This window comes from Undibacterium sp. Ren11W, assembly GCF_049340485.1.
Lineage (GTDB): Bacteria > Pseudomonadota > Gammaproteobacteria > Burkholderiales > Burkholderiaceae_D > Undibacterium.
The window spans coordinates 683,061-705,780 of sequence record NZ_JBMPPB010000001.1 but is presented as its reverse complement, the minus strand read 5'-3'; the positions used below and the strand labels follow the sequence as shown (position 1 = coordinate 705,780).

General features: G+C 51.6%; 14 protein-coding genes and 2 tRNA genes. 5 read left to right on the top strand and 11 right to left on the bottom strand.

The window, feature by feature from the left end; genetic code table 11:
• Nucleotides 1–18: 18 nt before the first annotated feature.
• The 3 genes from ACO0K8_RS03230 to ACO0K8_RS03220 form a co-directional block, all read right to left on the bottom strand.
• On the bottom strand, nt 19–273 hold the full coding sequence (locus ACO0K8_RS03230; protein WP_422945176.1) for a hypothetical protein: 255 nt from the start codon (nt 271–273) through the stop codon (nt 19–21).
• A gap of 279 nt (nt 274–552) precedes the next feature.
• On the bottom strand, nt 553–1,926 hold the full coding sequence (locus ACO0K8_RS03225; protein WP_422945849.1) for an aspartate aminotransferase family protein: 1,374 nt from the start codon (nt 1,924–1,926) through the stop codon (nt 553–555).
• A gap of 98 nt (nt 1,927–2,024) precedes the next feature.
• Entirely contained in the window at nt 2,025–3,362 is a 1,338-nt protein-coding gene (locus ACO0K8_RS03220) for a glutamine synthetase family protein (RefSeq protein ID WP_422945175.1), read from the bottom strand.
• Nucleotides 3,363–3,714: 352 nt separating this feature from the next.
• Between ACO0K8_RS03220 and ACO0K8_RS03215 the strand changes: the two genes are divergently transcribed.
• From ACO0K8_RS03215 to ACO0K8_RS03205, 3 genes are all read left to right on the top strand, one after another.
• On the top strand, nt 3,715–4,890 hold the full coding sequence (locus tag ACO0K8_RS03215) for a DUF3300 domain-containing protein (protein ID WP_422945174.1): 1,176 nt from the start codon (nt 3,715–3,717) through the stop codon (nt 4,888–4,890).
• Between the two features lie 30 nt (nt 4,891–4,920).
• Entirely contained in the window at nt 4,921–5,823 is a 903-nt protein-coding gene (locus tag ACO0K8_RS03210) for a DUF2950 domain-containing protein (RefSeq protein WP_422945173.1), read from the top strand.
• Nucleotides 5,824–5,980: 157 nt separating this feature from the next.
• Nucleotides 5,981–7,006 carry a DUF4105 domain-containing protein gene (locus tag ACO0K8_RS03205; protein ID WP_422945172.1) on the top strand — a complete coding sequence of 342 codons (1,026 nt, stop codon included), beginning with the start codon at nt 5,981–5,983 and terminating at the stop codon, nt 7,004–7,006.
• Nucleotides 7,007–7,086: 80 nt separating this feature from the next.
• Here the strand turns inward: ACO0K8_RS03205 and ACO0K8_RS03200 are convergent, their stop codons facing one another.
• The 8 genes from ACO0K8_RS03200 to ACO0K8_RS03165 form a co-directional block, all read right to left on the bottom strand.
• Nucleotides 7,087–9,372 (bottom strand): patatin-like phospholipase family protein, encoded by a 2,286-nt coding sequence (locus tag ACO0K8_RS03200; RefSeq protein WP_422945171.1) that lies wholly within the window; start codon nt 9,370–9,372, stop codon nt 7,087–7,089.
• 253 nt (nt 9,373–9,625) lie between these two features.
• A tRNA-Arg gene (locus ACO0K8_RS03195) sits at nt 9,626–9,702 on the bottom strand.
• Between the two features lie 145 nt (nt 9,703–9,847).
• Nucleotides 9,848–10,510 carry a TetR/AcrR family transcriptional regulator gene (locus ACO0K8_RS03190; RefSeq protein WP_422945170.1) on the bottom strand — a complete coding sequence of 221 codons (663 nt, stop codon included), beginning with the start codon at nt 10,508–10,510 and terminating at the stop codon, nt 9,848–9,850.
• Between the two features lie 335 nt (nt 10,511–10,845).
• Nucleotides 10,846–13,233, bottom strand: coding sequence for a TonB-dependent receptor (locus ACO0K8_RS03185; protein ID WP_422945169.1), 2,388 nt, complete (start codon nt 13,231–13,233; stop codon nt 10,846–10,848).
• Between the two features lie 125 nt (nt 13,234–13,358).
• Nucleotides 13,359–14,663, bottom strand: a complete 1,305-nt coding sequence (locus ACO0K8_RS03180) for an alanine racemase (protein ID WP_422945168.1) — start codon at nt 14,661–14,663, stop codon at nt 13,359–13,361.
• Entirely contained in the window at nt 14,660–16,090 is a 1,431-nt protein-coding gene (locus tag ACO0K8_RS03175) for a D-arabinono-1,4-lactone oxidase (protein ID WP_422945167.1), read from the bottom strand. The genes ACO0K8_RS03180 and ACO0K8_RS03175 overlap by 4 nt, the downstream gene beginning before the upstream one ends.
• A gap of 11 nt (nt 16,091–16,101) precedes the next feature.
• Nucleotides 16,102–16,473, bottom strand: a complete 372-nt coding sequence (locus ACO0K8_RS03170) for a c-type cytochrome (RefSeq protein ID WP_422945166.1) — start codon at nt 16,471–16,473, stop codon at nt 16,102–16,104.
• Between the two features lie 552 nt (nt 16,474–17,025).
• Nucleotides 17,026–17,102: transfer RNA gene (locus ACO0K8_RS03165), tRNA-Arg, on the bottom strand.
• 204 nt (nt 17,103–17,306) lie between these two features.
• Between ACO0K8_RS03165 and ACO0K8_RS03160 the strand changes: the two genes are divergently transcribed.
• Together ACO0K8_RS03160 and ACO0K8_RS03155 are read left to right on the top strand one after the other, a co-directional pair.
• Nucleotides 17,307–18,545 carry an exonuclease SbcCD subunit D C-terminal domain-containing protein gene (locus ACO0K8_RS03160; protein WP_422945165.1) on the top strand — a complete coding sequence of 413 codons (1,239 nt, stop codon included), beginning with the start codon at nt 17,307–17,309 and terminating at the stop codon, nt 18,543–18,545.
• A complete protein-coding gene (locus tag ACO0K8_RS03155) occupies nt 18,542–22,543 on the top strand; it encodes an AAA family ATPase (RefSeq protein ID WP_422945164.1) in 4,002 nt (1,333 codons plus the stop codon). Before ACO0K8_RS03160 ends, ACO0K8_RS03155 begins: the two co-directional genes overlap by 4 nt.
• Nucleotides 22,544–22,720: the final 177 nt, after the last annotated feature.

Sequence of the window (22,720 nt, the reverse complement as noted above, 5' to 3'; positions counted from 1 at the left end):
AACTCAACTCAACTCAACTCAGACCAGTCGTGGCAAAAAAACTGCTAAATTTTTCAATTTTTTAAATACACCGAATTTCACAGATTTATTCATACCAGAATTTTTCTGAGCTAAGTCGGCGTGATTATGGGCATCTCCGTAGCCATCTAAGGCATCCAAACGGAAACGACCTAAAGATTCTATTGTATCAGGAGCATGTTTTAGATTCGGCACTAAACGGCGATTGACGTAATTAGCGACTGGCGTGGTAAACAAAAGATGGGGAATAAGCATGAGAACTAACATTAACATTAACTAATCGCGCATTTTGCCGCACTGCAGCAAAATGCGCCAATGACTAAATTGGATAGTTGGTATTGTTACGGTGAATAACTTCCGTATCCACAGCAGCACCTGGCGAGCTATATGATCTTAAGACCTTGTCAGATAAAAATCGCCCTACGGCCAGCCAATGGTGCAAGCTTTGCCGGGTTTCATCCGGCAAAGCAGCCCAGGCCCCCTCTTGCAAGACTATGCTCTGGTAAATTATTGCATGCTGAAAAATGGAGGGTTTCACTCTTGCTGCCGCGCTTTTAGTTGTATCAGGCAATCTTCAAACACCGCGAGAAATGCATCAATATCAGTTCTCTGTGTCTGCGGACATACCAACATCATGTTATGAAATGGCGTGATCATCATCCCGCGATTAAGTAAAAATAAATGAATGATCTGCTCTAGTTCGCTATCCAAAATTAATGCCGCGGCGCTACCATTGCTCGGTGCCCGCTTGGAAAACTGGAACTCGGAGCGAGCGCCAATCTGCGTCACGCACCACGGCAAGTCTTGTCTGCCGATCACACGACGCAAACCAGATGCCAGATAATCAGCCAATGAAAACATCTGCGCATACGCGGCTTCGGTCATCACTTCAGATAGATTGGCGCGCATCGCCGCCATACTCAGCATATTCGCGGAAAGAGTAGTCCCCACGCCAGAATGGCCTGGTGGTGCCAGTCGCTTGGCCTGCTCTACCCGCTTTGCCAAATCAAGACTAAAACCATACGCGGCGCAAGCTACGCCACCACCTAGCGGCTTACCCAGCACCAAAGCATCTGGCTGCAAACCGTGCTGCTTCGTATAGCCGCCCATACCAGAACTAATCGTGTGGGTTTCATCCAGTACCAGCAAACTGCCATAACGTCGTAAAATTTCTTGTGCAGAGTCCCAGTATCCAGGCTCAGGCAAAACCATACCTATATTTGTCATCACCGGCTCCGCCAACACGCAGGCCACATCACGATTCGCCAATGCCGCTTCCAGGGCGGGCAGATCGTTAAATTCCACCACTATCGTATTGACTGTCAGGTCTGTGACTTGCCCCAGTAAACTGTCGCGCTGACGTGGTGCACCGTCGACCATATCGACGAAAACATCATCGACGGTGCCGTGATAACAGCCGTTAAACACCACTATTTTTGGGCGTTTAGTCGCTGCCCGCAACCAGCGCAAGACAAATCGGTTTGCGTCCGATGCGCTTAGCGCAAACTGCCAGACCGGTAGGCCAAAGCGTCTACTCAACTCCTCGGCGACCCAGACTGCATCTTCACCCGGCAACATCGTGGTGTAACCTCGCACGGCCTGGTGTGCCAGTGCGCGCGCCACTGGCGGCGGCGCGTGTCCGAACATGGCACCGGTATCGCCCAGGCAAAAATCGACGTACTGATGTCCATCGATATCAACCACCTGTGCACCACTGGCATGGCTAACACTCAAAGAAAACGGTGTCGCCCAGTCACTCATCCAATGCAATGGCACGCCAAACAGCATGTGCTCGGCAGCCCTCATGGCTAAGGCTTGCGAGCGCGGATTTTTTGCACTGAAGCTAGCAAGTTCCCGTTTATGCAAGGCTTGCGCCCGCGCCCAGTCTATGCCTGGACGGGTAGGCACGGTCGTTAACTTTATTAAACTCGCGTCCTTCTTATCGGTAGAATTTTCCATTGTAATTTCCGTCACTGGTTGGTTTTCTGGGCTCCGCTCAGCACGGATCACACCAACAACATCAGGTGTTCGCGCTCCCATGAACTGATCACTCGGCTGTAGGTGGCGAATTCAAGTTCTTTCACCTCACAGAAGGCTTTCACGAATAGTTCGCCCAAGATTTCGCCCAAAGGTTGACAGGCACGCATGCGCACAATGGCATCCTCCAGATTACGCGGCAACTCGTCATGAACATGCTCGGCACTGCCATCGGTTGCGGGTGAAGGCGTCAGCGTGTTGACCATACCAAGATAGCCGCAGGCCAAGGTGGCCGCCATCGCGAGATAAGGATTAACGTCTACGCCAGGTACCCGGTTTTCTATGCGACGATTGTGAGAATCGGAATTAGGAATGCGTATCCCACAACTGCGATTATCATAACCCCAGCGCACATTGGTCGGTGCCGACATGAATCGTGACAGACGTCGATATGAGTTCACGTAAGGCGCAAACATCAACATTGCTTGCGGCACGTATTGCTCTAATCCCGCCAAATAATTGAAAAACAGAGCGCTGGCACTACCATCTTCATTGGAAAATATATTCTGCCCGGTCTGGGCGTCGAGAATACTCTGATGTATATGCATTGCACTGCCTGGCTCCTGCTCCATGGGTTTTGCCATAAAGGTGGCAAAAATGCCGTGTCTGAGCGCAGTCTCGCGCACTGCCCGCTTAAATAGGAAAACTCTATCGGCCAGCTCCAGCGCATCGCCGTGCGAGAAATTTATCTCCATCTGACCAGCTCCGGCCTCATGAATCAGGGTTTCTACGCCAAGTTCATGGCTAGTACAAAACGAAGACAGCTCAAGAAAGAAGGGATCAAAATCATTCACAGCATCGATAGAATACGATTGCCGCCCAGACTCGGGCTTGCCAGTGCGTCCCAGAGGCGGCGTCAATGGCTCATGCGGATTACTGTTACGCGCCACCAGATAAAATTCCATCTCGGGTGCCACCACAGGTTTCCAGCCACGTTCTTTATACAAATTAAGGACATGACGCAGCACGGCACGTGGCGACAAACCTACCGGACTACCGTCGAAATTCACGCAATCATGTATTACTAAGGCCACGGCCTCCGCCGCCCACGGCACTATGCGTATCGTGGCAGGATCTGGCAAACAGATCATATCGGGATCGGTAGGCCCGACATAGGGTCCGTTTGCAGGTTGTTCACCATTCACGGTATTGAGTAAAACACTTTTAGGGATGCGCATTTCGCCGGCAGCCAAAAACAGATCTCGCGGTAAAATTTTCCCACGCGCTATCCCCGTCATATCGGCGATCACACACTCGACTTCATGTATGTTTTTACTCTTTAAAAAATCGTACATGGTTTGTGACATATAGAGCCCCTAATTCATAGTAAGCATAATCGAAAGAAAGGTACAAGATAAGAAACAATGGCTTTAATACACAAACACATTTTTTTGATCCGATATTAAATCTTAAACAGGACAACACCAAGCTCAGTTTCACGTCACTCAGAGCGTTCGACAGCGCTTATTAATCACGCCAATTTACTGCGAAAATAGTTTGAATTCCAACAACCACCACGCCACAACACCCGACTATAATGCCCGTTAATCTGTGTAGAAAAGTCTATTTTTTTGATTCTCAGATATGATATAGTCAACTGTCAAGCGACTAAAAATCACTTGCACAATTTTTCTTTTTCCAGCAACGGAGCCAGCAAATATGAAATTCATCAGCACTCATCGCCTAAGTGTCTTGGCGTTGTCTTGCGCGCTACTGGGCTTAGGCTCACAGAATGCTTTCGCACAGGCAGTACCAACTTCTAGCACCGCTGACTATACTGCGGATCAACTAGAAAAAATTGTTGGCCCTATCGCGCTTTATCCGGATGATCTGATTTCTATTACGCTACCGTCGTCAACCTATCCGCTAGACCTGGTTAAAGCACAGCGTTTTCTTGATAAACAAAAGACCGATAAGAACGCCAAGCCTGATCCTTCATTTCCGGACCCAGTGCTAAAGCTCTTAAACTATCCTGACATCATCAAAAAGATGAATGAAGACCTCGATTGGACCCAATCGTTAGGCGAGGCCGTAGATACTGATGAGGCAGCGGTTCTGGCAGCGATACAAGCATTTCGCCGTAAAGTGAAATCCGCCGGCAATTTAAAGAGTGACGACAAACAAGTGATCGTGGTTGAAAAAGAAGTGATCGTCATTAAACCAGCCGATCCACAAGTGATTTACGTTCCAACCTATCAGCCTTCGACTGTAGTGGTCTACTCATCGACGCCGTATTACTATGGTTACTACCCTACCCCTTATCCTTCGTATTACTACCCTTATGCGCCAGGCGCCGCTTTTGCGACAGGTCTGATTTTTGGTGCAGCAATCGGTGGCGCATGGAATACCAACTGGGGCGGCGGCAGCATTAACCACAACACCAATATCAATATTAATAACAACAACATCAACAATATCAATAGCAACAATCGTCCAAACGGGGGCAATAGCAACTGGCGCAATGGTAGCGCACCTAGTCAGACCAAGGCTGGGGCCCAGAACCGTCAAGCCACAAGTGGCAACCGCCCAGGCGATGCCAGACCTAACCAGACCGGAGCTGCCAGCAATAAGGCGGCATCACGTCCATCTACAGCGAATACAGCAAGCCGCAATAGCGGCTCGGCCGCCAGCGGCGGCAGCGCAGCATCCAATCGCGGCGGTCAACAAGCTAGCCGAGATAGCGCTTTTAACGGCGTGAATTCATCCGGTTCCAGCGCCAATCGCGCATCTAACCGAGGTGCGTCGAGCATGTCCTCCGCTTCTGCCCGCTCATCCGGCAAAGCCGCTGGTGCTGGCCGCTCTGGTGGCGGTCGTTCCGGCGGCGGTCGTCGCTAGGAGCTCAATATGAAAACTACGAGACTATTTATGAATACACGTATCAGCGCCCTATTTTCTGCACTTATTTTTAGCTCCAGTCTTGCTCTTGCTGCCGCACCAGATGAGTGCGTCTTTAGCACACCCGATGACGCTGTAAAAGCGCTCACCGCAGCACTCAAGAGTAATGACGAGTCCGCCTTAGTTCAGATTTTTGGTGAGCGCAATAAAGACCTGGTTATCACCAGCGATAAAGCGGCCGCACTTGAGAGCCGTCAACAAGCACTCAAGTCTATTGAGACCTCACTGTTTCAACGTCAAGATTCCGACAATAAAATCACTTTAGTGATGGGTGCCAATGCATGGCCCATGCCTATCCCACTGGTAAAAGACAGCGCAGGCTGGCATTTTGACAGCGAACAGGGCGCAACTGAATTGATTAACCGTCGTATCGGTGACAGTGAATTGGCAGCGATAGAAGTGCTGCGTGCTTACCCTGCAGCGCAGCGTCAATTTGCAGCGAGCGCAAGAGATGCGAGCAAAGTACGCAGTTTTGCACGTAACATATTAAGTAGCCCGGGCAAAAAAGACGGCTTATATTGGGAATCGGACGCCAGTAAAAATGAACAGGCCAGCCCTTTTGGTCCTTTGATCGCCGATGGCGCAAGTCGTAATGCGGGCGATCCTTATCATGGCTACTACTTCAAAATACTCACTGCGCAAGGTGCAAAAGCACCAGGCGGAAAATATAGCTATCTGATCAATGGACGTTTGCTGGCTGGTTTTGCTATGATCGCCTGGCCAGCTGATTATGCATCCTCAGGCGTAAAAACTTTCATCGTAAACCATTATGGCGATGTCTATGAAAAAGATCTTGGTGCTAACACTGCAAAAATCGCTAAGGGTATCAATGAATACAATCCTGATGCAAGCTGGAACCAGGTCAGTGACTAAGTTCAGTTCAGAGTTTCTTAAAAAACTCTGAACTAACATGATTCCCCAAAAATGCCGTTCAGCATAATTGAGCGGCATTTTTTTGTCCTCCGCATAAATTGATATGTATTAGCACGATGGAAATCCCAGAATTCAAACGAGCTTGCAAGGAATATGTATGACACTTTTTTCACTTCGCATAGCACGCGCCCTTACATTTACTTTGCTATTCGCACTCACTCTGGCAGTCGGCATCTGGGGCACGTTGGCATTTGCCATCAGCGGACCAGAAAACGTTTTTTTGCGAAATAGTTTAAGCGGACTTTTTGGCGCAAGCAGCCTGATCTGCCTGATCGCATTGACTCAGCCACGTTGGCGTTGGCGTGCGTTGATTGCCTTTGCCGTCGTGTTTATGCTCACCCTCGTTTGGTGGTCAAGTGTAAAACCATCCAATGACAGAAACTGGCAAGAAGGCGTCGCCGTGTTGCCTTGGGCTAAGATTGAAGGGGATCTGGTGACCGTCCATAATATTCGCAATATCGACTACCTTAGCGAAACCGATTACACCGTAAATTATTACGACAAAAGCTTTGATCTGCGCAAACTAGAAGGTGTTGATGTAGTTACCGTCCATTGGATGGGACCGGCAATTGCGCATGTATTTCTCAGCTTTGCATTTGCTGGCGACCAGCACCTGGCAATATCGATAGAAACACGTAATCAAAAAGGCGAAGGATATTCCACGCTAAAAGGGTTTTTCCGTCAATACGAACTGCATTATGTGGTCGCCGATGAGCGCGACGTCATTCGATTGCGCACCAACTTTCGAAAAAATCCACCTGAGGATGTCTATGTGTACCGAGCACGCGGCATGAACGGCGATGGGCAACGTTTATTTTTAGAATATCTGACGCAGATTAATAAACTGAAAACCACACCAGCGTTTTACAATACATTAACAACAAATTGCACCACAAATATCTGGCTAAATTCTCGCGTCAACCCAGACAATTTACCTCTAAGCTGGAAAATTTTAGCCAGCGGTTATCTGGCAGAGTATTTGTATGAAAATGACAGGCTGGAGACTAAGGGAATGTCTTTTGCCGAGCTTCAAAAGCAAGCATGGATCAATCCTCGTGCTCACGCAGTGGACAAAGCCGACAATTTTTCACAGCTGATCAGGATGCCGGCAATAAGCCGGTAAGCCTAAGCAAGCACTGGATAAAGTTATAGATGCAGTTCTGCGTTTTAAGACACAGAACTACTATTTGAATTAAGTTTGAATCAAAACGGTTTACCCAGGAAGAAGTACAAGCTACTACTTCCATCTAGAGCATGTCCGTACGAGAGATAGGCTGCGCCGATTGGGGTATCGGTGCCGACAAAGATGCTGCCTGATCTGAGGATTTGGTTTTCTGGATTACCTGGCAAAAGGGGTTTACCATAGCGCCCTATTTCCAGTGAGCCACCACCATAAGCCCCTTCCAGTATGCTTCCTTTCCAGAGTCGGTGGTAGTACATGACGCGTGCATAGCTCAGACTATCGACAATAAATTGGCCGTTTGCGTAACCGGATTGATTGAGAAATCCGCCCATAGTAATGAGGTTATAAGCCGGCAAAGCGCCACTCCCAAGTTTACCTGCTGCTCGACCACCGACATTAAATGTATGCGGTCCAAACGAATATGCCACATTCGCATCCAGATCCCATTTCGTATATGTTTGATCCGATTTAAACGCGGCATTGGTGTTATACAACTGTAGCCGACTGTATACGCCACTACGCGGAAACACCACACTATCGAGTTGATCGAACAGCAATCTGGCAGTAAACGCGCCCTCCCTCACTTTATTCTCAGAGAGCACCAAATCCGGCGGACCTATGTCTTTGGTTTGTTGAATTGTGTTTGCCTGCACTCCCAGTCTAATCTCTGCATATTGCGAAAACTGACTACCGACTATAAGACCTGCCCCGCTCTTCACCGTATCAAACGTTGCAATCGCATCGCGCCCCAAAAACAGGCTAGAAGTACTACGCTGCACGGCGATATGCGGCGCAACAAAGTAATCCCTCTGTGCATTCAATGGTTGATAAAACTCACTATATGCGCCGTTAACATGCCCAAACTGTACATCACTACGCCATTCCGCCCCCAACGAATTGACCCAGGTCTTGCGATAACTCGCCAGTATATTAAAGTAAGCGCTACCCTTAAAATCACTCGATAATCCAAGGCCAAAGCGCAAATAATCTGGTCCCCAGGATTTCTCAATTGCGTCCACGGCTAAGATGCGCTGACCACCATCATCTAGGAAACGATAGTTTACATGTTCAAAATTTCCGGTGCCGTACAGCCTGCGCATGTCTTTATCAAGTACGGCTTGGTCTATCGCTTGGCCGGCCTTGGTTTCCATCTCAGCGCGAGCGGCGATAGAATTAACTTTTTTTAAATTCTCAAATCGAATTTCGTTTACTTGCTGCACATCAGGAACGGTCGCTGCCAATTGTCGCAGACGCAAAGCCGCATATTCTTCTATCGGCAAACTTAGCAGTGTCAAACGCTCAGCCAATAGCCGTGCCGCCACCTCGCCAGTGGGAATGATTTTAGTCAAATGGTCGAAGTCTGAAGTCGAAAAATCACCCAACTCAGGTGAAATTAAAATATCTGTTGGCTTGAGCGATGCCAGCGAGGCCTGTACATTTTGCTCGGTGAGTATGCTGAGCATCTGTCCGGTCACACCCAGGATAGAGGTAATATTTTCGCGCTTAAGTAAAGGCGTACCAACATTAACCGCGATCACAATATCAGCACCCATAGCGCGTGCGCTATCCACCGGCAAATTACTCGTTAGCATGCCATCGACTAGCATCATGCCGCCAAACTCTGCAGGCGCTACAGCACCGGGCACAGACATACTAGCGCGCATCACATTGGCCAGCTCGCCCTCGCTAAAAACGACCGCTTTACCGCTCACCAGATCTGTGGCCACTGCCCGAAATGGGATCGGCAATTTATCGAACTTATGATAGCCTTTCGACTTGGATAATTGGCGTAACACCGTTTCTAGTTGTACCCCGCTGACCACGCCCTTAGGTAACTTTAGGCCGCCATTGCCAACGCCGAGCTCAGGCCCAAACAAGATCGTGTAATCATCCTGTTTACGGCGCATCGCCTGCTCAGTGCGCGGCGGCGTCTCTTTAAACAAGAGCTCGGTGCTGATGTTATCAATAATATTTTCCATCTCGACGATACTAGATCCGGTCGCATAACTTGCACCGACCAGTGCCCCCATACTCGTACCCGCGATGCAATGGATAGGCACGCGCAGTTCTTCCAAGACTTTCAGCACGCCCACATGCGCTGCACCACGTGCACCACCACCAGAAAGCACCAGGCAAATTTTAGGGCGCTTCGGCCTTTCCATGACTTGCGTAGACGCCGTTGCATCAACAGGCACCGCTTCAACAGGCACTGTATCAGCCGCAAACACTGCAACTGGCAGACTACTCAAACAGCATAGGCCGCAGACAGCTTGCAGGGTGAAGCCGAATAGGGATCTCAACATCATCAGGGTTTCCTTATATTCTGAGACGGAACGGCAAGGATAAAAGAATTGCCGCGACCATAATAGTTGCCTGGCTCTCTAGCAATAATTTTAACAGACACTTATGCGATTTATAGCAAGAGTTTGGCGGATTTAGCGTGGAGATTGATTTGGTTTGACTTGGATCGATGTGAAAAACACCGGTGGGCGAAGAGGTAAGAAAAAGCACCTGCACAAAAGAAAAAAGGGACTAGATTTTCATCTAGTCCCTATATTCTGGTGCGGCTGGCAGGAATCGAACCCACGACCCCTTGGTTCGTAGCCAAGTACTCTATCCAGCTGAGCTACAGCCGCGAAGGTCGCTACTATAGCACAGCCATGGCGCGCTTAAAAGGGGGGCGACTATATTTTTCGCATGTAAATTCAGACTAGCTACCGGCCGTCACGGTTTCCCAGCGACTGCTTCAAGCTATCACGTGCTAAGTCGCAGCATTGCCGCTTACTGTGGCCCGGCAAATTTCTGCAAGATCCCCAGCATCAGCACATCCAATAATGCGTCAATATGTATTTGCGGATCTAGCTTGGGTATCCAGTCGTCACCTTCACCCATGACCAAGCTAATCGAGGTGAGTCCATGCAAGCCATGCCAAAATATTTGCGTCATCAAATGAGATGCATCCTGATCCCCGCCCACCAAGCCCGCAGCTTTCAGATTGATGAATAGGCTATGTGCAAATGCGTAAGGGTCTTGATCGACATTACCGTGTTCGACCACGGCGGCATCCACTGGTGCATGGGGTCGCTGCTCCATAAACACCAATGCATACTCATCGGGATTGTTCAAACCAAAATTAATATAGGCCTTACCGACCAATTTAATTTTCTCAACTGGATTCTCCGTTTTTTTTGCTGCGACCTGCATAATTTCGACCAACTCAAACAAGGCCTCATCCATGGTTTGCGTAATTAAAGTCGCCTTGTCATGAAACAGCGAATACACCACGGTGGTGGAAAATCCCGCTTCTTCGGCAATCTTACGTATCGTAATTTCACGCGCCCCCCCTTTTTTAATGAGGGCTTTTACCACCGCGATGATGTGTTTTTTCCTGGCCTCAGATTCGCGGCGTTTACGTTCCTGGAGATTGACAACTGCCTTGGTCACACTAAAATTCCTAAAAAGTTGAACCCACAACGTAAGCCGTAATGCTGTTCAGTTAAGCTCCATTCCGTCTAGGTGTCATCCCTGCGTAGGCAGGGATCCAGTGTCTTTAGGCTTTTACGCCGCTGGATTCCCGCCTTCGCGGGAATGACGATACGTAGGACTAGGATTAAAGAACGACATTACAACGTAAGCCGGGATTTATTCGGTTTTGAAACAAAAAGCCCGGCAAACAAATGCGCCCCATTATACGCAAGCGCACTCTGCGATCAAAATACAGTCGAGACAAGCGGTGAGGTCGCAGCCTGCGCCCTCACCGCTTGCTTGCTGACTTGTCTTTACAATTTCATATTCAACTGCAAGCCCACCATGCGCGGCGGTGTAATTGACGCAAATGGCGTTCCCAATACGGCGGTAATCGGCGAGGCATCAAACACATAGCGTTTATCGAAAAGATTATTCACATAAACAGCTACGCCCCAACGCTTGTCCTGACTCTGCCAACCAAGATGCAAGTCGGTACGATTTTGTGCGCCACCGACACTAAAGGCCGGCGTTTGCAGACAAGTCATTTGCGCTAAGGAATTGTCATTGCAACGATACGATCCGGTGTAAGCATGTTGCAAAACAAAATTCAGATTGCCCGCCATCACATCGTACCAGGTGTAATCAAGCCCGGCCGCTGCACTCCACTTCGGCGTTCCAACCGGTTGACCAGACAGATCAGGGCCATTTTCCACCACATAGTGAGAATATTTTTGATCGATGTATTCCATATTGCCGTACAAGCGCATGCCACGTAGTGGTTGCCAATGCACATCAAGATCCAAGCCGCTCGCATTCTGATCGCTATTGGTGACCTGATAAGCAGGAATCGGCGCACCCGGTGCCTGCATCAGTGTCAGCGACTGCAGATTGCTAAACTTATAGTGAAATAGGGAGGCATTGAGCGTCAGCTTGATGTCTTTGAAATAGCTTTTTACGCCGAGCTCGTAATTCCAGACATCTTCCGGCTGAAACTGCGCGCCCATGGTCACAGAATTAAAACCGCCCGATTGATAGCCTTTGGTCACAGAGCCGTAACTCATGATGTCTGGCGTGTAGTGATAATCGAGTACCACGCGCGGGCTGGTATCGGTCCAGCTTTTTTTGATGCTCATGTTTTGCGTGGTGGCCGCGCTATCGATAAAAAAGTTTTGCGTGAGCGCTCCCAAAGCCTGACTTTGTCCATCGAAAAAACCATATTGATTAGCATTGGCAATCTCAGCATCCAGCCCGGGCGCAACACGGCCTGGATAATTCCAGCTAAATTCCTTACTGTCGCGGGTAAGCCGGACACCGGTGGTTAAATTGAGCTTTGCTTGCAAATGCCAGATCACATCCGCATAAATCGCCGCCGATTTATACGCGCCATTGTTCAGCATATTTTCTTGCCACGACTTGCCCAGAAAGTTCAGCGGTAAGCCGTTCTGACCAGCACCGGCATTGAGCATGCTATACAGCGGAAACCCCAGCATGTTATTGGTGATCGTATCGTAGCTGTCGGTATTGGTATTTACCTGGCTGCCCTGATAAGCTTTTTCCTGATAATAACTAGCACCGACTAACCAATCGACCTTATCATTTTTTCCGGCCAGCTTAAATTCTTGCTGCCATGTGGTGTTGCGTTCGGTATTCAGGGTATTTAAAAAAGTGACGAAATTATTCGTACCATCCTCGTCTTCCAGATTGGTCGAGGTGAAATGTCGATACGCGGTGGTCGAGGTAAAGTCGGCCCATTGCAATGGCTTTTCAATTTTCAGGGTAGCTCCGTCAAATTGACGCGTCTCCTGATTGGCGCTGGTATTGTCATTGTAAAGCTGGGCGCGGCGTGGATCGACAAACTTGGCAGTATCCGCCGGAAATGCTGGCGCTACACCGTTGACCGGTAAGGCCACCAGTGAAATCGCCGGTCTGGCCATTTGATTTAGCTCCTCATGCTCCCAGGTGAACAGTACACGGGTCCGTTCTGGCCCCTTCCACAATAAGGCGGTTTTAGTGCCCCAATTATCTGCATTTTTATAATCTTGCCCGGTACCCAGATCGGTGATCCAGCCCTTGCTTTTATTCGCCACGGCATTAAAGCGCAAATCCCAGTCTGGATTGAGCGGGACATTTAACAAGCCAGCCAGATAGAATGCGCCATAATTTCCGACACGAGTTTTCACTTCGGCTTCCAACACATCCGATGGTTCATTGGACACGATAGAGATCGCGCCACCAGCGCTGTTGCGACCGAATAAAGTGCCTTGCGGGCCCTTCAATACCTCTATCCTTTGCACATCGTTAAAATTCATCAGCGCGCCGCCGGTTTTTCCGCTATACACACCATCCACATAAATCCCCACCGGGGCATCGGTACCGATACCGAAATCTTGCGTCCCTACCCCGCGCAAATAAAAACTCGGTTGTGTAGGGCGATTGCCATCCACGACTAAACCGGGGATATAACCGTTCAGGCTATCCAGACTCGTCGCTGCCAATTTATCGAGCTGATCCGCTTTCAAAATCTGGAACGGAATAGGCACCGCTTGTGCCTCTTGCGAGCGGCTTTGCGCCGTAACCTTGACTGTTTGCGTATTGTCAGCGCTATCTGCATCAGCAGCGCTGGACAAAACGGGCATACAGGCAGCCATTGCCAGTGCTTGTGAAATGCTCAGCACGATTTGTCTTTTTTTAAAGTTCATGTCTCTTCCTTATCGATCCAAGTTTTGGGATTTTTTTGTTACCTTCGCATACCTCAAGATGAGCTGGCTCTTGTCCTTTGTACTCATCTGCATTACTAGTATTTACCGCTATCTGCCGCTATTTTTTATGCAGTGGCCGGAAACACCGTCCACATATCGATGATCCTGCCGTTCTCATACACCGCAATATCGCCAAACTGCTGCAGCACTGCCTCGCTCTGTTTTGGTCTAAAAAATACGATATCGTCGACCTTCAATTGCTGATTGCCTGAGCCGACCAGCACTTGCTGATTAGACGAATTGCCGTATAAAGCACTGACACTTAAACCGGACGGCGACACCGGATCGGCCAACCAGTTGCCGCCGTAGATGAAGGCCGCTTTTTGCTGGTTCACGTCCAAACCACGGGCGACATTGCCGATCGCTTCGACGCCATACGGCATCATGAATTTTTCCGGCACTTTTAATACCGGTGTTGCGATAAAAACCGCAGGACTCAAATCCGCCAGACCAGGTAAATCGAAGTCGCTCGGTTTGAGCATGGCAGACCCCAGCGACAACTCGTTTTGTATCCCGGAGCCGTCGTACAGACGGTAAGTCGGCGAACCTGCCGCATTGAAAACCAGTTTCTGCTTTTCCGATGGAGCCCCCCCACTTTCGACGGTCGCTAATGCCTCATTTGCCAAGCGGGTATACACCTCATGCGCATGCAAATGTGCCTGTTCTCTCAATCCCGGCAAATCGGGGATTTTGGCGACATGGGCGTCGTAACCCATCATTCCAGAGAATTGCAAACGCGGTTCAGACTGAAGAATCTCCAGCATCTCATGCAGCATTTTTGATGAAGAAATACCGCCGCGATGCAGGCCCACATCCAGCTCAAAATTAAGCCGCATTGTCAGCGCCTGCTGGCGTGCCAGCTCTCGGTACTGCAGCAAACGTTCCGGGCTATCGATCAACCATTGCAATTGCTGCTCAGGCTTAAAGTCCTGCTGAGAGTCTTGCTGTGCGCTGCCTGCGCTCTGATAAAACTTTGCCGCCGCCGCCACCGGCATGGGTTTACCCAATAGAATATCCGCATCGCCCTTGGCCATTAAGCCCAATTGCGGCAAGCTAAACAACATCATGCGGCGGCTCTTGGTGATGCTAGTGATGTCCTGTATCAATGCCTGACTGGGCAAGGATTTCACCACCAGGCGAAAATCCATACGCTGGGCGATATGCGCCATCACTTTGCTCGCATTATTGCGTAGCTGCTGCCTGTCTATCACCAGAGTCGGTGTTGCAATACCGGCTAGTTTGATGGCGCGCGCTAGCTCAGAAAAATACGGTGAATGCGGCGCGCCCTTGGCACCAGGTTTCAGCGCCCATAAGCCCAAAGCGCCAAGGCCGCCTGCGGCTAATAATTTTCGACGTTGAGTAGAGATCATGTGGCGATCCCAAACACGCGTTTCAAATGCGGATTGAGCATGCGGCCGCTAGGATCACATTGCTGTCTTAGCTCTAAAAAATCTTTCCATTTTGGATAAAGCCCGGCGAAATCTGCCGCCGTATGTCCGTGCATCTTCCCCCAATGCGGACGTCCCTGATATTTTCTAAAAATCGGCGCAATATCGCTGACCAGATAGTCGTACGCCTCACCAGCAGCCGCGTGTACCGCGATAGAACAAGAATCGCGTTGGTAGAAGGGACTTAGCCAGGCTTGGTCCGCCTTCACGTAACGAAACTCCAGCGGGAAAAATACATCGTTTCTGCGTTCGAGTTTTTGTATCACTTCACGCACACAGGCAATACCGTCGGCTTGCGCCACATGGCATTCGGTTTCATTAAACTTAGTCGGGCGCGAGGTCGATAAGAGTTTCCAGGATTTATCCCTAGCCTCTTCGGTTTGCGCTGGATCGATGAGCTTTTTGGCGAGCCAGCGCCGCAGATCAGGGAAACGCCCGATCCTATCGCGCAGCTGCCTAAGGTCGTGCAACATCGCCTCATCGCCAGACTCAGGTCGCAATACATCGCTACCCACGTAAATATCATGCGTAATAGCGGCGGCAAAACCGGTGAATGGTAAATAGTAGAATTCAAAATGCCGGTGTTTTTCAGCCAAGGCCGGGGCTAGTTCCAGCATTTCCTCTATAGGTTTAAGCCAGACCTTTCTTTGCAGACGATAGGCCGGCATTACCTCTAAACTGGCCTCGCTGATGATACCCAAACTACCTAGCGACACTTGCGCCGCGTGGAATAGCTCTGGCTGCTGCGTGGCGCTGCATTCGAGCAAATCGCCGTTCGGCTTCACCAGGCGCAGCGCGTGCACTTTTGCGTGCAAGGCCTGCAACTCCTTGCCGGTACCGTGGGTGCCGGTACTGATAGCCCCGGCCAATGACTGCGCATCGATATCGGGTTGGTTATGCAATGCCAGCCCCAGGCCATCGAGCTCGCGCGCCAATTGCGCCAGACGGGTGCCGGCCTTAACCCGCACATTCACACCCTCATGATCGACGATGCCAGCTAGCCTATCGAGCGAAACGATATTACCCTCGGTAGGCACCAGCGCAGTAAAAGAATGACCAGCCCCGACGCAGCGCACACTGGCGCCGGACTTGCGCATCAGATCGACCAAGCCAGCTTCATCCGCCGGGCTTTGTAGTGCGAGAGGACGGCAAGCTTCGCTCTCTGACCAATTTTTCCAACTCACTTTACCGACGTTTCCGGCCTGTCCAGCATTATCAGCCAAAGCCAGCTCAGGATTAGTCGCCTGCTCCACCGGTTGCCGACCCAATTCGGCCAGGATGCCCAACGCGCCAACTGTCCCTACTGCCACGCCCGCCTTCATTAGGTTCCTGCGCTTATTCATCGTCATGCTCACTCCTTTCAAGCCTGGTTGGCTGCCACTGGCGTGGACATAAATTCGATCAGCTTTTTAAAATCTTGATTGCTGCAGTCGCTGCAAAATCCCTTGGCTGGCATCGCCTTGTAGCCTTCACTGACATGCTGTATCAGCACGTCCATGCCCTGCTTCAGACGGGGTTGCCAATCCGGCGCAAAACCGACCAAAGGCGCTTTGCTACTGATCGTGGTGTGGCAGCTAATACACGAACGTTGGTAGATGGCTGAGATTTCTGTATCAAATGGGCGGGCGTTTTCAGCCGCCGTGATCTGCGTTGCTGTGGGCGGCGCTGCTTGTTGCGTACAAGCGCACAAGAGCAGGCTTAGCAAGCTTGCCAGTAGTGGTTTTTTCAACATGTAACATCCTTTTTTATCCGCACTGCCAAGGGCGGCGGATAAGTCTCAATTTAATTGTTTTGGTTTTTATCGCGTAAAGTTCATCCCAAGCAGCAATGACATAACGCTGTTTTTATTATATAACGTTGTTTTTTTATTGGGACAGGCAGAACATTAGAGCGGATGCACTAATTGGCGGTTTTTGCGAAAATAATGCGGCTGCGCACTATGAGAACAAGACTAAGATCAGAAAAAAAGACTGTGAAGAATTAGCAACGCTAGCGCAAAAAAGAAGAGAAAAAGGCAAGCCAGAAACGCTTACTATTCAGCCGCAAAGAGGCAAACTTATTCAAGTTAGGGCAAAGTTAATAATCGTCGTTCCCGCGAAAGCGGGAATCCTGTATTGACAGGCATGGAGATAAACACTGGATGCCAGATCAAGTCTGGCATGACATTAATAGGTGTATTTGGTAGCACAGGTATCAACGCCCGAACAACTACCAGAAATGAAAAGAAAAAATCCAAACGCACAAAAGAAAAAAGGGACTAGATTTTCATCTAGTCCCTATATTCTGGTGCGGCTGGCAGGAATCGAACCCACGACCCCTTGGTTCGTAGCCAAGTACTCTATCCAGCTGAGCTACAGCCGCGAAGGTCGTTACTATAGCATAAGCGAGGCGATTTTCAAAGCCCGACGGTGACAGCCACTGCATCAGCGCCTACATGCACGTATCGTTTTTGTCGATTTAGTCTTGATACGCGACAATAAATATTGCTAGATCCTTACGTTTTTCGCCGGCTTCAGTTATATTGGTTGCAAATATATTACGCCGTTACGGCATCAAGGATTTCGCTTGCGCTTCATTCACACTTCTGACTGGCATCTGGGCCAGACCCTGCACAATTTTGAGCGCGGATTTGAGCATCAAGCCTTCCTCGATTGGCTGATCAGCACGCTCGTCACCGAGCAAGCCGAAGCGCTGTTAATCTCGGGCGACATCTTCGATACCGCCAACCCGTCGGCCGCCGCGCAAAAACAGTTTTACCGTTTTCTGCAGCAAGCCAAAAGCCGCGTACCGCATCTGAACATCGTCATCATCGCTGGCAATCACGATTCGCCAGGGCGGCTAGAAGCACCCGGCCCTTTGCTAGAAACGCTGGACGCCACCGTCATCGGTTTTGTGCCGCGCCTGGCGGATGCCAGTATTGATCTGAGCAAGCTGGTGGTGCCGATCAAAAACGCGGCGGGCGATATCCAGGCTTGGTGTCTGGCTATCCCCTTCCTGCGTCCGGGTGACGTGCCGCGTGTGGAAGACGCATTCGATCCTTACATGCAAGGCATCACCCTACTCTACCAACAGACTCTGCAACATGCGCTCAGCCTGCGCCAGCCTGGCCAGGCCATCATCGCGCTCGGTCATTGCCACATGGTCGGTGGCGAGATTTCAGAAGAATCCGAGCGCCGCATCGTCATCGGCGGCACCGAAGCTTTATCTGCGAATATGTTTGACGCCAATGTCGCCTACGCCGCGCTTGGCCATCTGCATCTGGCGCAAAAAGTCGGCAAGCAAGCCCATCTGCGTTACTGCGGCAGCCCGTTGCCGATGTCGTTTGCTGAAGTCGATTACCAACATCAGGTCTTGCGCGTCGATCTGGCAGGCGAACAAGCCGCAGAGATCACCCCGCTGCTGGTGCCACGTGCGGTAGAGATGCTGCGCGTACCCAGACAGCCAGCACCGCTGGCACAGGTATTGGTAGCATTAACGGCGCTCGACATCGCGGCCGATACGCCGCCAGAACAACAGCCGTATCTGGAAGTCAGAGTACGTTTAGATGCGCCCGAGCCAGGTCTGCGCGCCGCCATCGAAGCCGCGCTAGAAGGCAAACCTGTGCGGTTGGCCAAGATAGAAACCAGCTTCGCTGCCAAAATTAGTAGTAACGATGCGCCAGCTACGCTCGATGAGCTAGAAAGACTGCAACCCGATCAGATCTTCGAGCGTCTGTGCCGCAGCAAATTTGAAGGCGAAACTCCGGCGCCATTGACCGCCGCGTTTGCCGAATTAATGCTGGCCTCCGACGAGGTGCAAGCATGAAGATACTCGCCATACGCGGCAAAAACCTGGCATCGCTGGCAGGTGAATTTGAAGTCGATTTTGAGCAAGAACCGCTAAAATCGGCGGGCCTGTTTGCCATTAGCGGCCCCACCGGCGCGGGCAAAAGCACCTTGTTAGATGCCCTGTGCATGGCCTTGTACGAGAACACGCCGCGCCTGATCAAGGCCGGTGGCAATAAGACGCTACCCGACGGCAGCGACTTCACCACCCATCAAGACGCCGCCAATCTACTCAGGCGCGGTTGTGCCGAAGGCTATGCCGAAGTTGATTTTGTCGGCAGCGACGATCTCAGCTACCGCGCCCGCTGGAGCGTACGGCGCTCGCGCAACAAGGCCAATGGCGGCCTGCAACCGACCAGCATGAGCCTGCACCAGTTGCCGCAATTATTGCCTATCGGCGGCAAAAAAACCGAGGTCAAGGCCGAGATAGAAAAACGCGTGGGTCTCAAATTTGAGCAATTTACCCGCGCCGTCTTGCTAGCGCAAAACGAATTCTCCAGCTTCTTAAAAGCCGAAGACAACGAGCGCGGTGAGCTGCTAGAAACCTTAACCGGCAGCAGCATCTACAGCCAGTTATCGATGCGTGCCTTTGCCCGTGCCAAGCTAGAGCAGCAAGAACTGCAACGCATCAACGACAGGCTGGCGGATCAAAAGCCGCTGTCTGAAGAGCAGCGCACACAGCTGGAACTTGACAGCCAGGCCGCCAATGCCAGCGTAGCCGCACTCGATGCGCGCAAAGCCACGCTAGAGCATGACTTGCGCTGGTTTGAGCTCGATAACAAACTAGCGCAAGAGCAGCAGCTAGCCGAACAACTTAGCCAGCAAAAACAAGCCGAGCAAGAACAGGCCAAGCCGCGCAGCAGCGCCCTGCAGCAGCTAGAGCAGGCACAAGCAGCACGCCCCTTACTGGCAGAGAGCGACAGGCTAAGCCGCAGTATCAGCGCACAGCAAACCGCAATCACCGACGCCAGCAGCAGATTGCAACTAGCCGCACTAAACCGCGATCAGATTGAGGCAGCACTGGCCAGCGCCCAGCGCCAAGTACAGGCCGCCGAGCAAGCGCAAAGCCAGGCCGCGCCGCAACTCGATCAAGCCAAAGCGCTAGACGCCAGCATCGCCACCCTGCACCCGGCGCATTTGGCCAAACAAGCCGCGCAGCACGCCGCCGAGCTGGCCGCTACGCTAGCCCAAGAACAGCAGGCCAGCAAGCAAGCCGAACTCAACGCGAACAAGCAAAAACAGCAGGCGACTCAGCAATGGCTAAGCCAAAACAGCGCCCTGCAAACGCTGGCAGAAAACTGGCCCGCCTGGGATATACTCCTCAAGCAAGCTAGCGGCTTGCGCAATGAATACGCCAGTTTTTCAGGCATACTGTCCAATTTAAGCAAAAACCAAGAGTCGCAGAACGCGCAACTCGCCAGCAGCCAAGCCGCCTTAACTAGCAGCACAGAACAACTAGCCAAAGCCGAGCTAGCGCGCCAACTAGCCAGCCAACACTATCAAGCTGCCGACGAAAAATGTGGCGACACGCCCGCCAAAAAGCAAGCGCTAGACACGCGGCGCGAACAGCTCAGCAGCGCCGCGCATAGTGCACAGGCACTGGCCGAGCTAGCCACACGCCAGCACAGTATGCAGGCGCAAGCCGCCGCCAGCGCGCAAGCCATCGCCCACAGCGAAGCCGCCGCCGCGCTCGCCGCCTCTAAAATTCCGCAACTAGCCGCTGCGCAAGCTCAGGCAGAACACTCACTCAAAATCGCCGAGGCCGCCTGTGCCGCTAGCGTAGAAAGCCTGCGCGCTGCGCTAGTGGTCGACGAGCCCTGCCCGGTCTGCGGATCAGAGCAGCACCCCTACCGCACAGACAACCCACAGCTGCGCGCTTTGCTGCACGCCTTGCAAGAGCAAGTACAGCAATGCCGCCAGCAAAGCCTGCAAGCGCAGCAAGAGCACAGCAGCCATGCGGCGCAAGCAGCGAGCGAACAAAAATCATTGGCGCAAACTCAGCTAGAACTGAGTCAGCTAAACGGCCTACTGCAAACCCAGCAAGAAGCATGGATTAGCCACCCGCTCGCCACAGAATTGGCGACCCTAGCCAAGGACGCAGCACAGCAAAACGCCTGGTTCAACCAGCAGCGCCTGGCCGTACAAGAACAACTAACGCAGATCGCCGAGCTAGAAAACGCCAGCCGACTAGCACTACAAAACCGCGACGCCGCGCAAGCCGCGTTAGAACGCGCCACCCTAGATCAACAGTATAAAAAAGACGCCGCCAACCAAGCAATCAGCGCCTTAGAGCAAACCAAAGCCGCCAGCAAAAACGCCAGCGAGCAAGCCCAACAAAGCAGCGAGCGTCTGGCACTCTGCCTGGCAGAACTAGCCCCTGCTTTCCGCAACGCCAGCGCAGACAGTGGCCTTGATGGTGGAATCGATTGGCAAGAGCAATGGCAAGCCGCCCCCGAGCAGTTTCAGCAACGCTGCGCCGAACACGCCAGAGCCTGGCTTAGCCAAAGTAAAGAGCTAGAGCTGAGCGGCCAACGTCACGCCACCCTCAATCTAGAGCTAAGCAATCTGGCAGAGACGCAAGCCAAGGCCGCGCAGGAACGTCAGCGCGCCAACACAGAATTGGCCGCCAGTAGTCTGGCGCTGCAAGACAAACAAGCGCAAAGAGCCGCCATCCTGCGCGCGCTCCATCCTGCAGAAGGCAGCGAAGCAGTAATCAGCGTCAGCCAGATAGAAGCGCAGTTGGCAAGCGCCATCGCCAGCGCCAAACAAGGCCAGACGCAAGCTACACAAGCGGCCAGCGCCGCCGCGCAAGAACACAGCCGCAGCAGCGAAGCCCTGGCACAAGCGAAAGCGCGCCTCACCAACGACAGCGCAGAAGCCGAACAAGCCGCAGCACAACTAGCCAACTGGCTAGAACAAAACGCCGCCCTGTTTGCCAGCGAAGATCCATCAGCAGACCAAAACAAAAACGAAAATGCTGAAGCAGGCCCACCGGAACAAGCAGCAACAGCGGCAATACAGCAACTACGCGCCCTGCTAGAACACGATGCCGCATGGATCGCCGCTGAGCGCGCCGCACTGCAAGCGCTAGCCAACGCCAGCCAGCAAGCCGCCGCAGTAATGCAAGAACGCAGCCTGCGCAGACTAAAGCATCAAGCCGAACGCCCTAAGCTAGAGGATCTGATCGCCGAACTTAGTACCGACCTCAGCGCAGAAAGCGCCACAGACCCAGATGCGCCCGACCAGACTAACCTTAGCCAGGCCAGCGAGCAGCATCTCAACCCTGACAGCCCTATCAAAGCAATCAGAGATACAACCGCCCTCGCCGCCTTACAGCAAGCGCTGCAAACTTTAGCCGCCCAAAGGCAAGCCGCCAACGCCAGCGCCAGTCTGTGCCAGGCCGCCATCGCGCAAGATCAGGCACGCCGCAGCCAGGCCGCCGACATCGTCAAACTGATGGAAAACCAGGAAGCCAAGAGCAAAATCTGGGAGACACTCAACGCCCTGATAGGCGCGGCCGACGGCAAAAAATTTCGCAACTACGCGCAGCAATACACGCTCGATGTGTTACTCGGTTACGCCAATCGCCACCTGCACGAACTATCGCGCCGCTACCGCCTGCAACGCATCAAAGACACCCTAGCCCTGATGGTGATAGACCAGGACATGGGCGACGAAGCCCGCTCGGTACACTCACTCTCCGGCGGCGAATCCTTCCTGGTCTCGCTCGCCTTAGCACTAGGCCTGGCATCGCTGTCATCCAACCGCGTACGGGTTGAATCACTGTTCATCGATGAAGGCTTCGGCAGCCTCGACGCCGACACCTTGCGCGTAGCAATGGACGCCCTAGACGGCCTGCAAGCCATGGGCCGCAAAGTAGGCGTGATCTCGCACGTGCAGGAAATGACCGAGCGTATCTCTACCAAAATTTTGGTGCAGAGGACTTCGGGTGGTAGGAGTTTGGTGGGGGTTGGGTGAAATATATCAATTCATCTGCATAATCGTTATTATTTGAAATAGCATTTTCAGCAATGCAAATATCAACAAAGAATTAATACAAGTCCCTAACTATTGCTCTTTTGCAGATTGAACAAATCTGGATTCATTAAAGTTAATTTCAATAACCCGAATATTTTTCCACATTATTCTAAGATA

Excerpts from the sequence above, each read along its gene's own strand:
- ACO0K8_RS03230 (WP_422945176.1), bottom strand. The coding sequence starts at position 273 with ATGCTTATTCCCCATCTTTTGTTTACCACGCCAGTCGCTAATTACGTC.
- ACO0K8_RS03220 (WP_422945175.1), bottom strand. The coding sequence starts at position 3,362 with ATGTCACAAACCATGTACGATTTTTTAAAGAGTAAAAACATACATGAA.
- ACO0K8_RS03215 (WP_422945174.1), top strand. The coding sequence starts at position 3,715 with ATGAAATTCATCAGCACTCATCGCCTAAGTGTCTTGGCGTTGTCTTGC.
- ACO0K8_RS03210 (WP_422945173.1), top strand. The coding sequence starts at position 4,921 with ATGAATACACGTATCAGCGCCCTATTTTCTGCACTTATTTTTAGCTCC.
- ACO0K8_RS03205 (WP_422945172.1), top strand. The coding sequence starts at position 5,981 with ATGACACTTTTTTCACTTCGCATAGCACGCGCCCTTACATTTACTTTG.
- ACO0K8_RS03200 (WP_422945171.1), bottom strand. The coding sequence starts at position 9,372 with ATGATGTTGAGATCCCTATTCGGCTTCACCCTGCAAGCTGTCTGCGGC.
- ACO0K8_RS03185 (WP_422945169.1), bottom strand. The coding sequence starts at position 13,233 with ATGAACTTTAAAAAAAGACAAATCGTGCTGAGCATTTCACAAGCACTG.
- ACO0K8_RS03180 (WP_422945168.1), bottom strand. The coding sequence starts at position 14,663 with ATGATCTCTACTCAACGTCGAAAATTATTAGCCGCAGGCGGCCTTGGC.
- ACO0K8_RS03175 (WP_422945167.1), bottom strand. The coding sequence starts at position 16,090 with ATGACGATGAATAAGCGCAGGAACCTAATGAAGGCGGGCGTGGCAGTA.
- ACO0K8_RS03170 (WP_422945166.1), bottom strand. The coding sequence starts at position 16,473 with ATGTTGAAAAAACCACTACTGGCAAGCTTGCTAAGCCTGCTCTTGTGC.
- ACO0K8_RS03155 (WP_422945164.1), top strand. The coding sequence starts at position 18,542 with ATGAAGATACTCGCCATACGCGGCAAAAACCTGGCATCGCTGGCAGGT.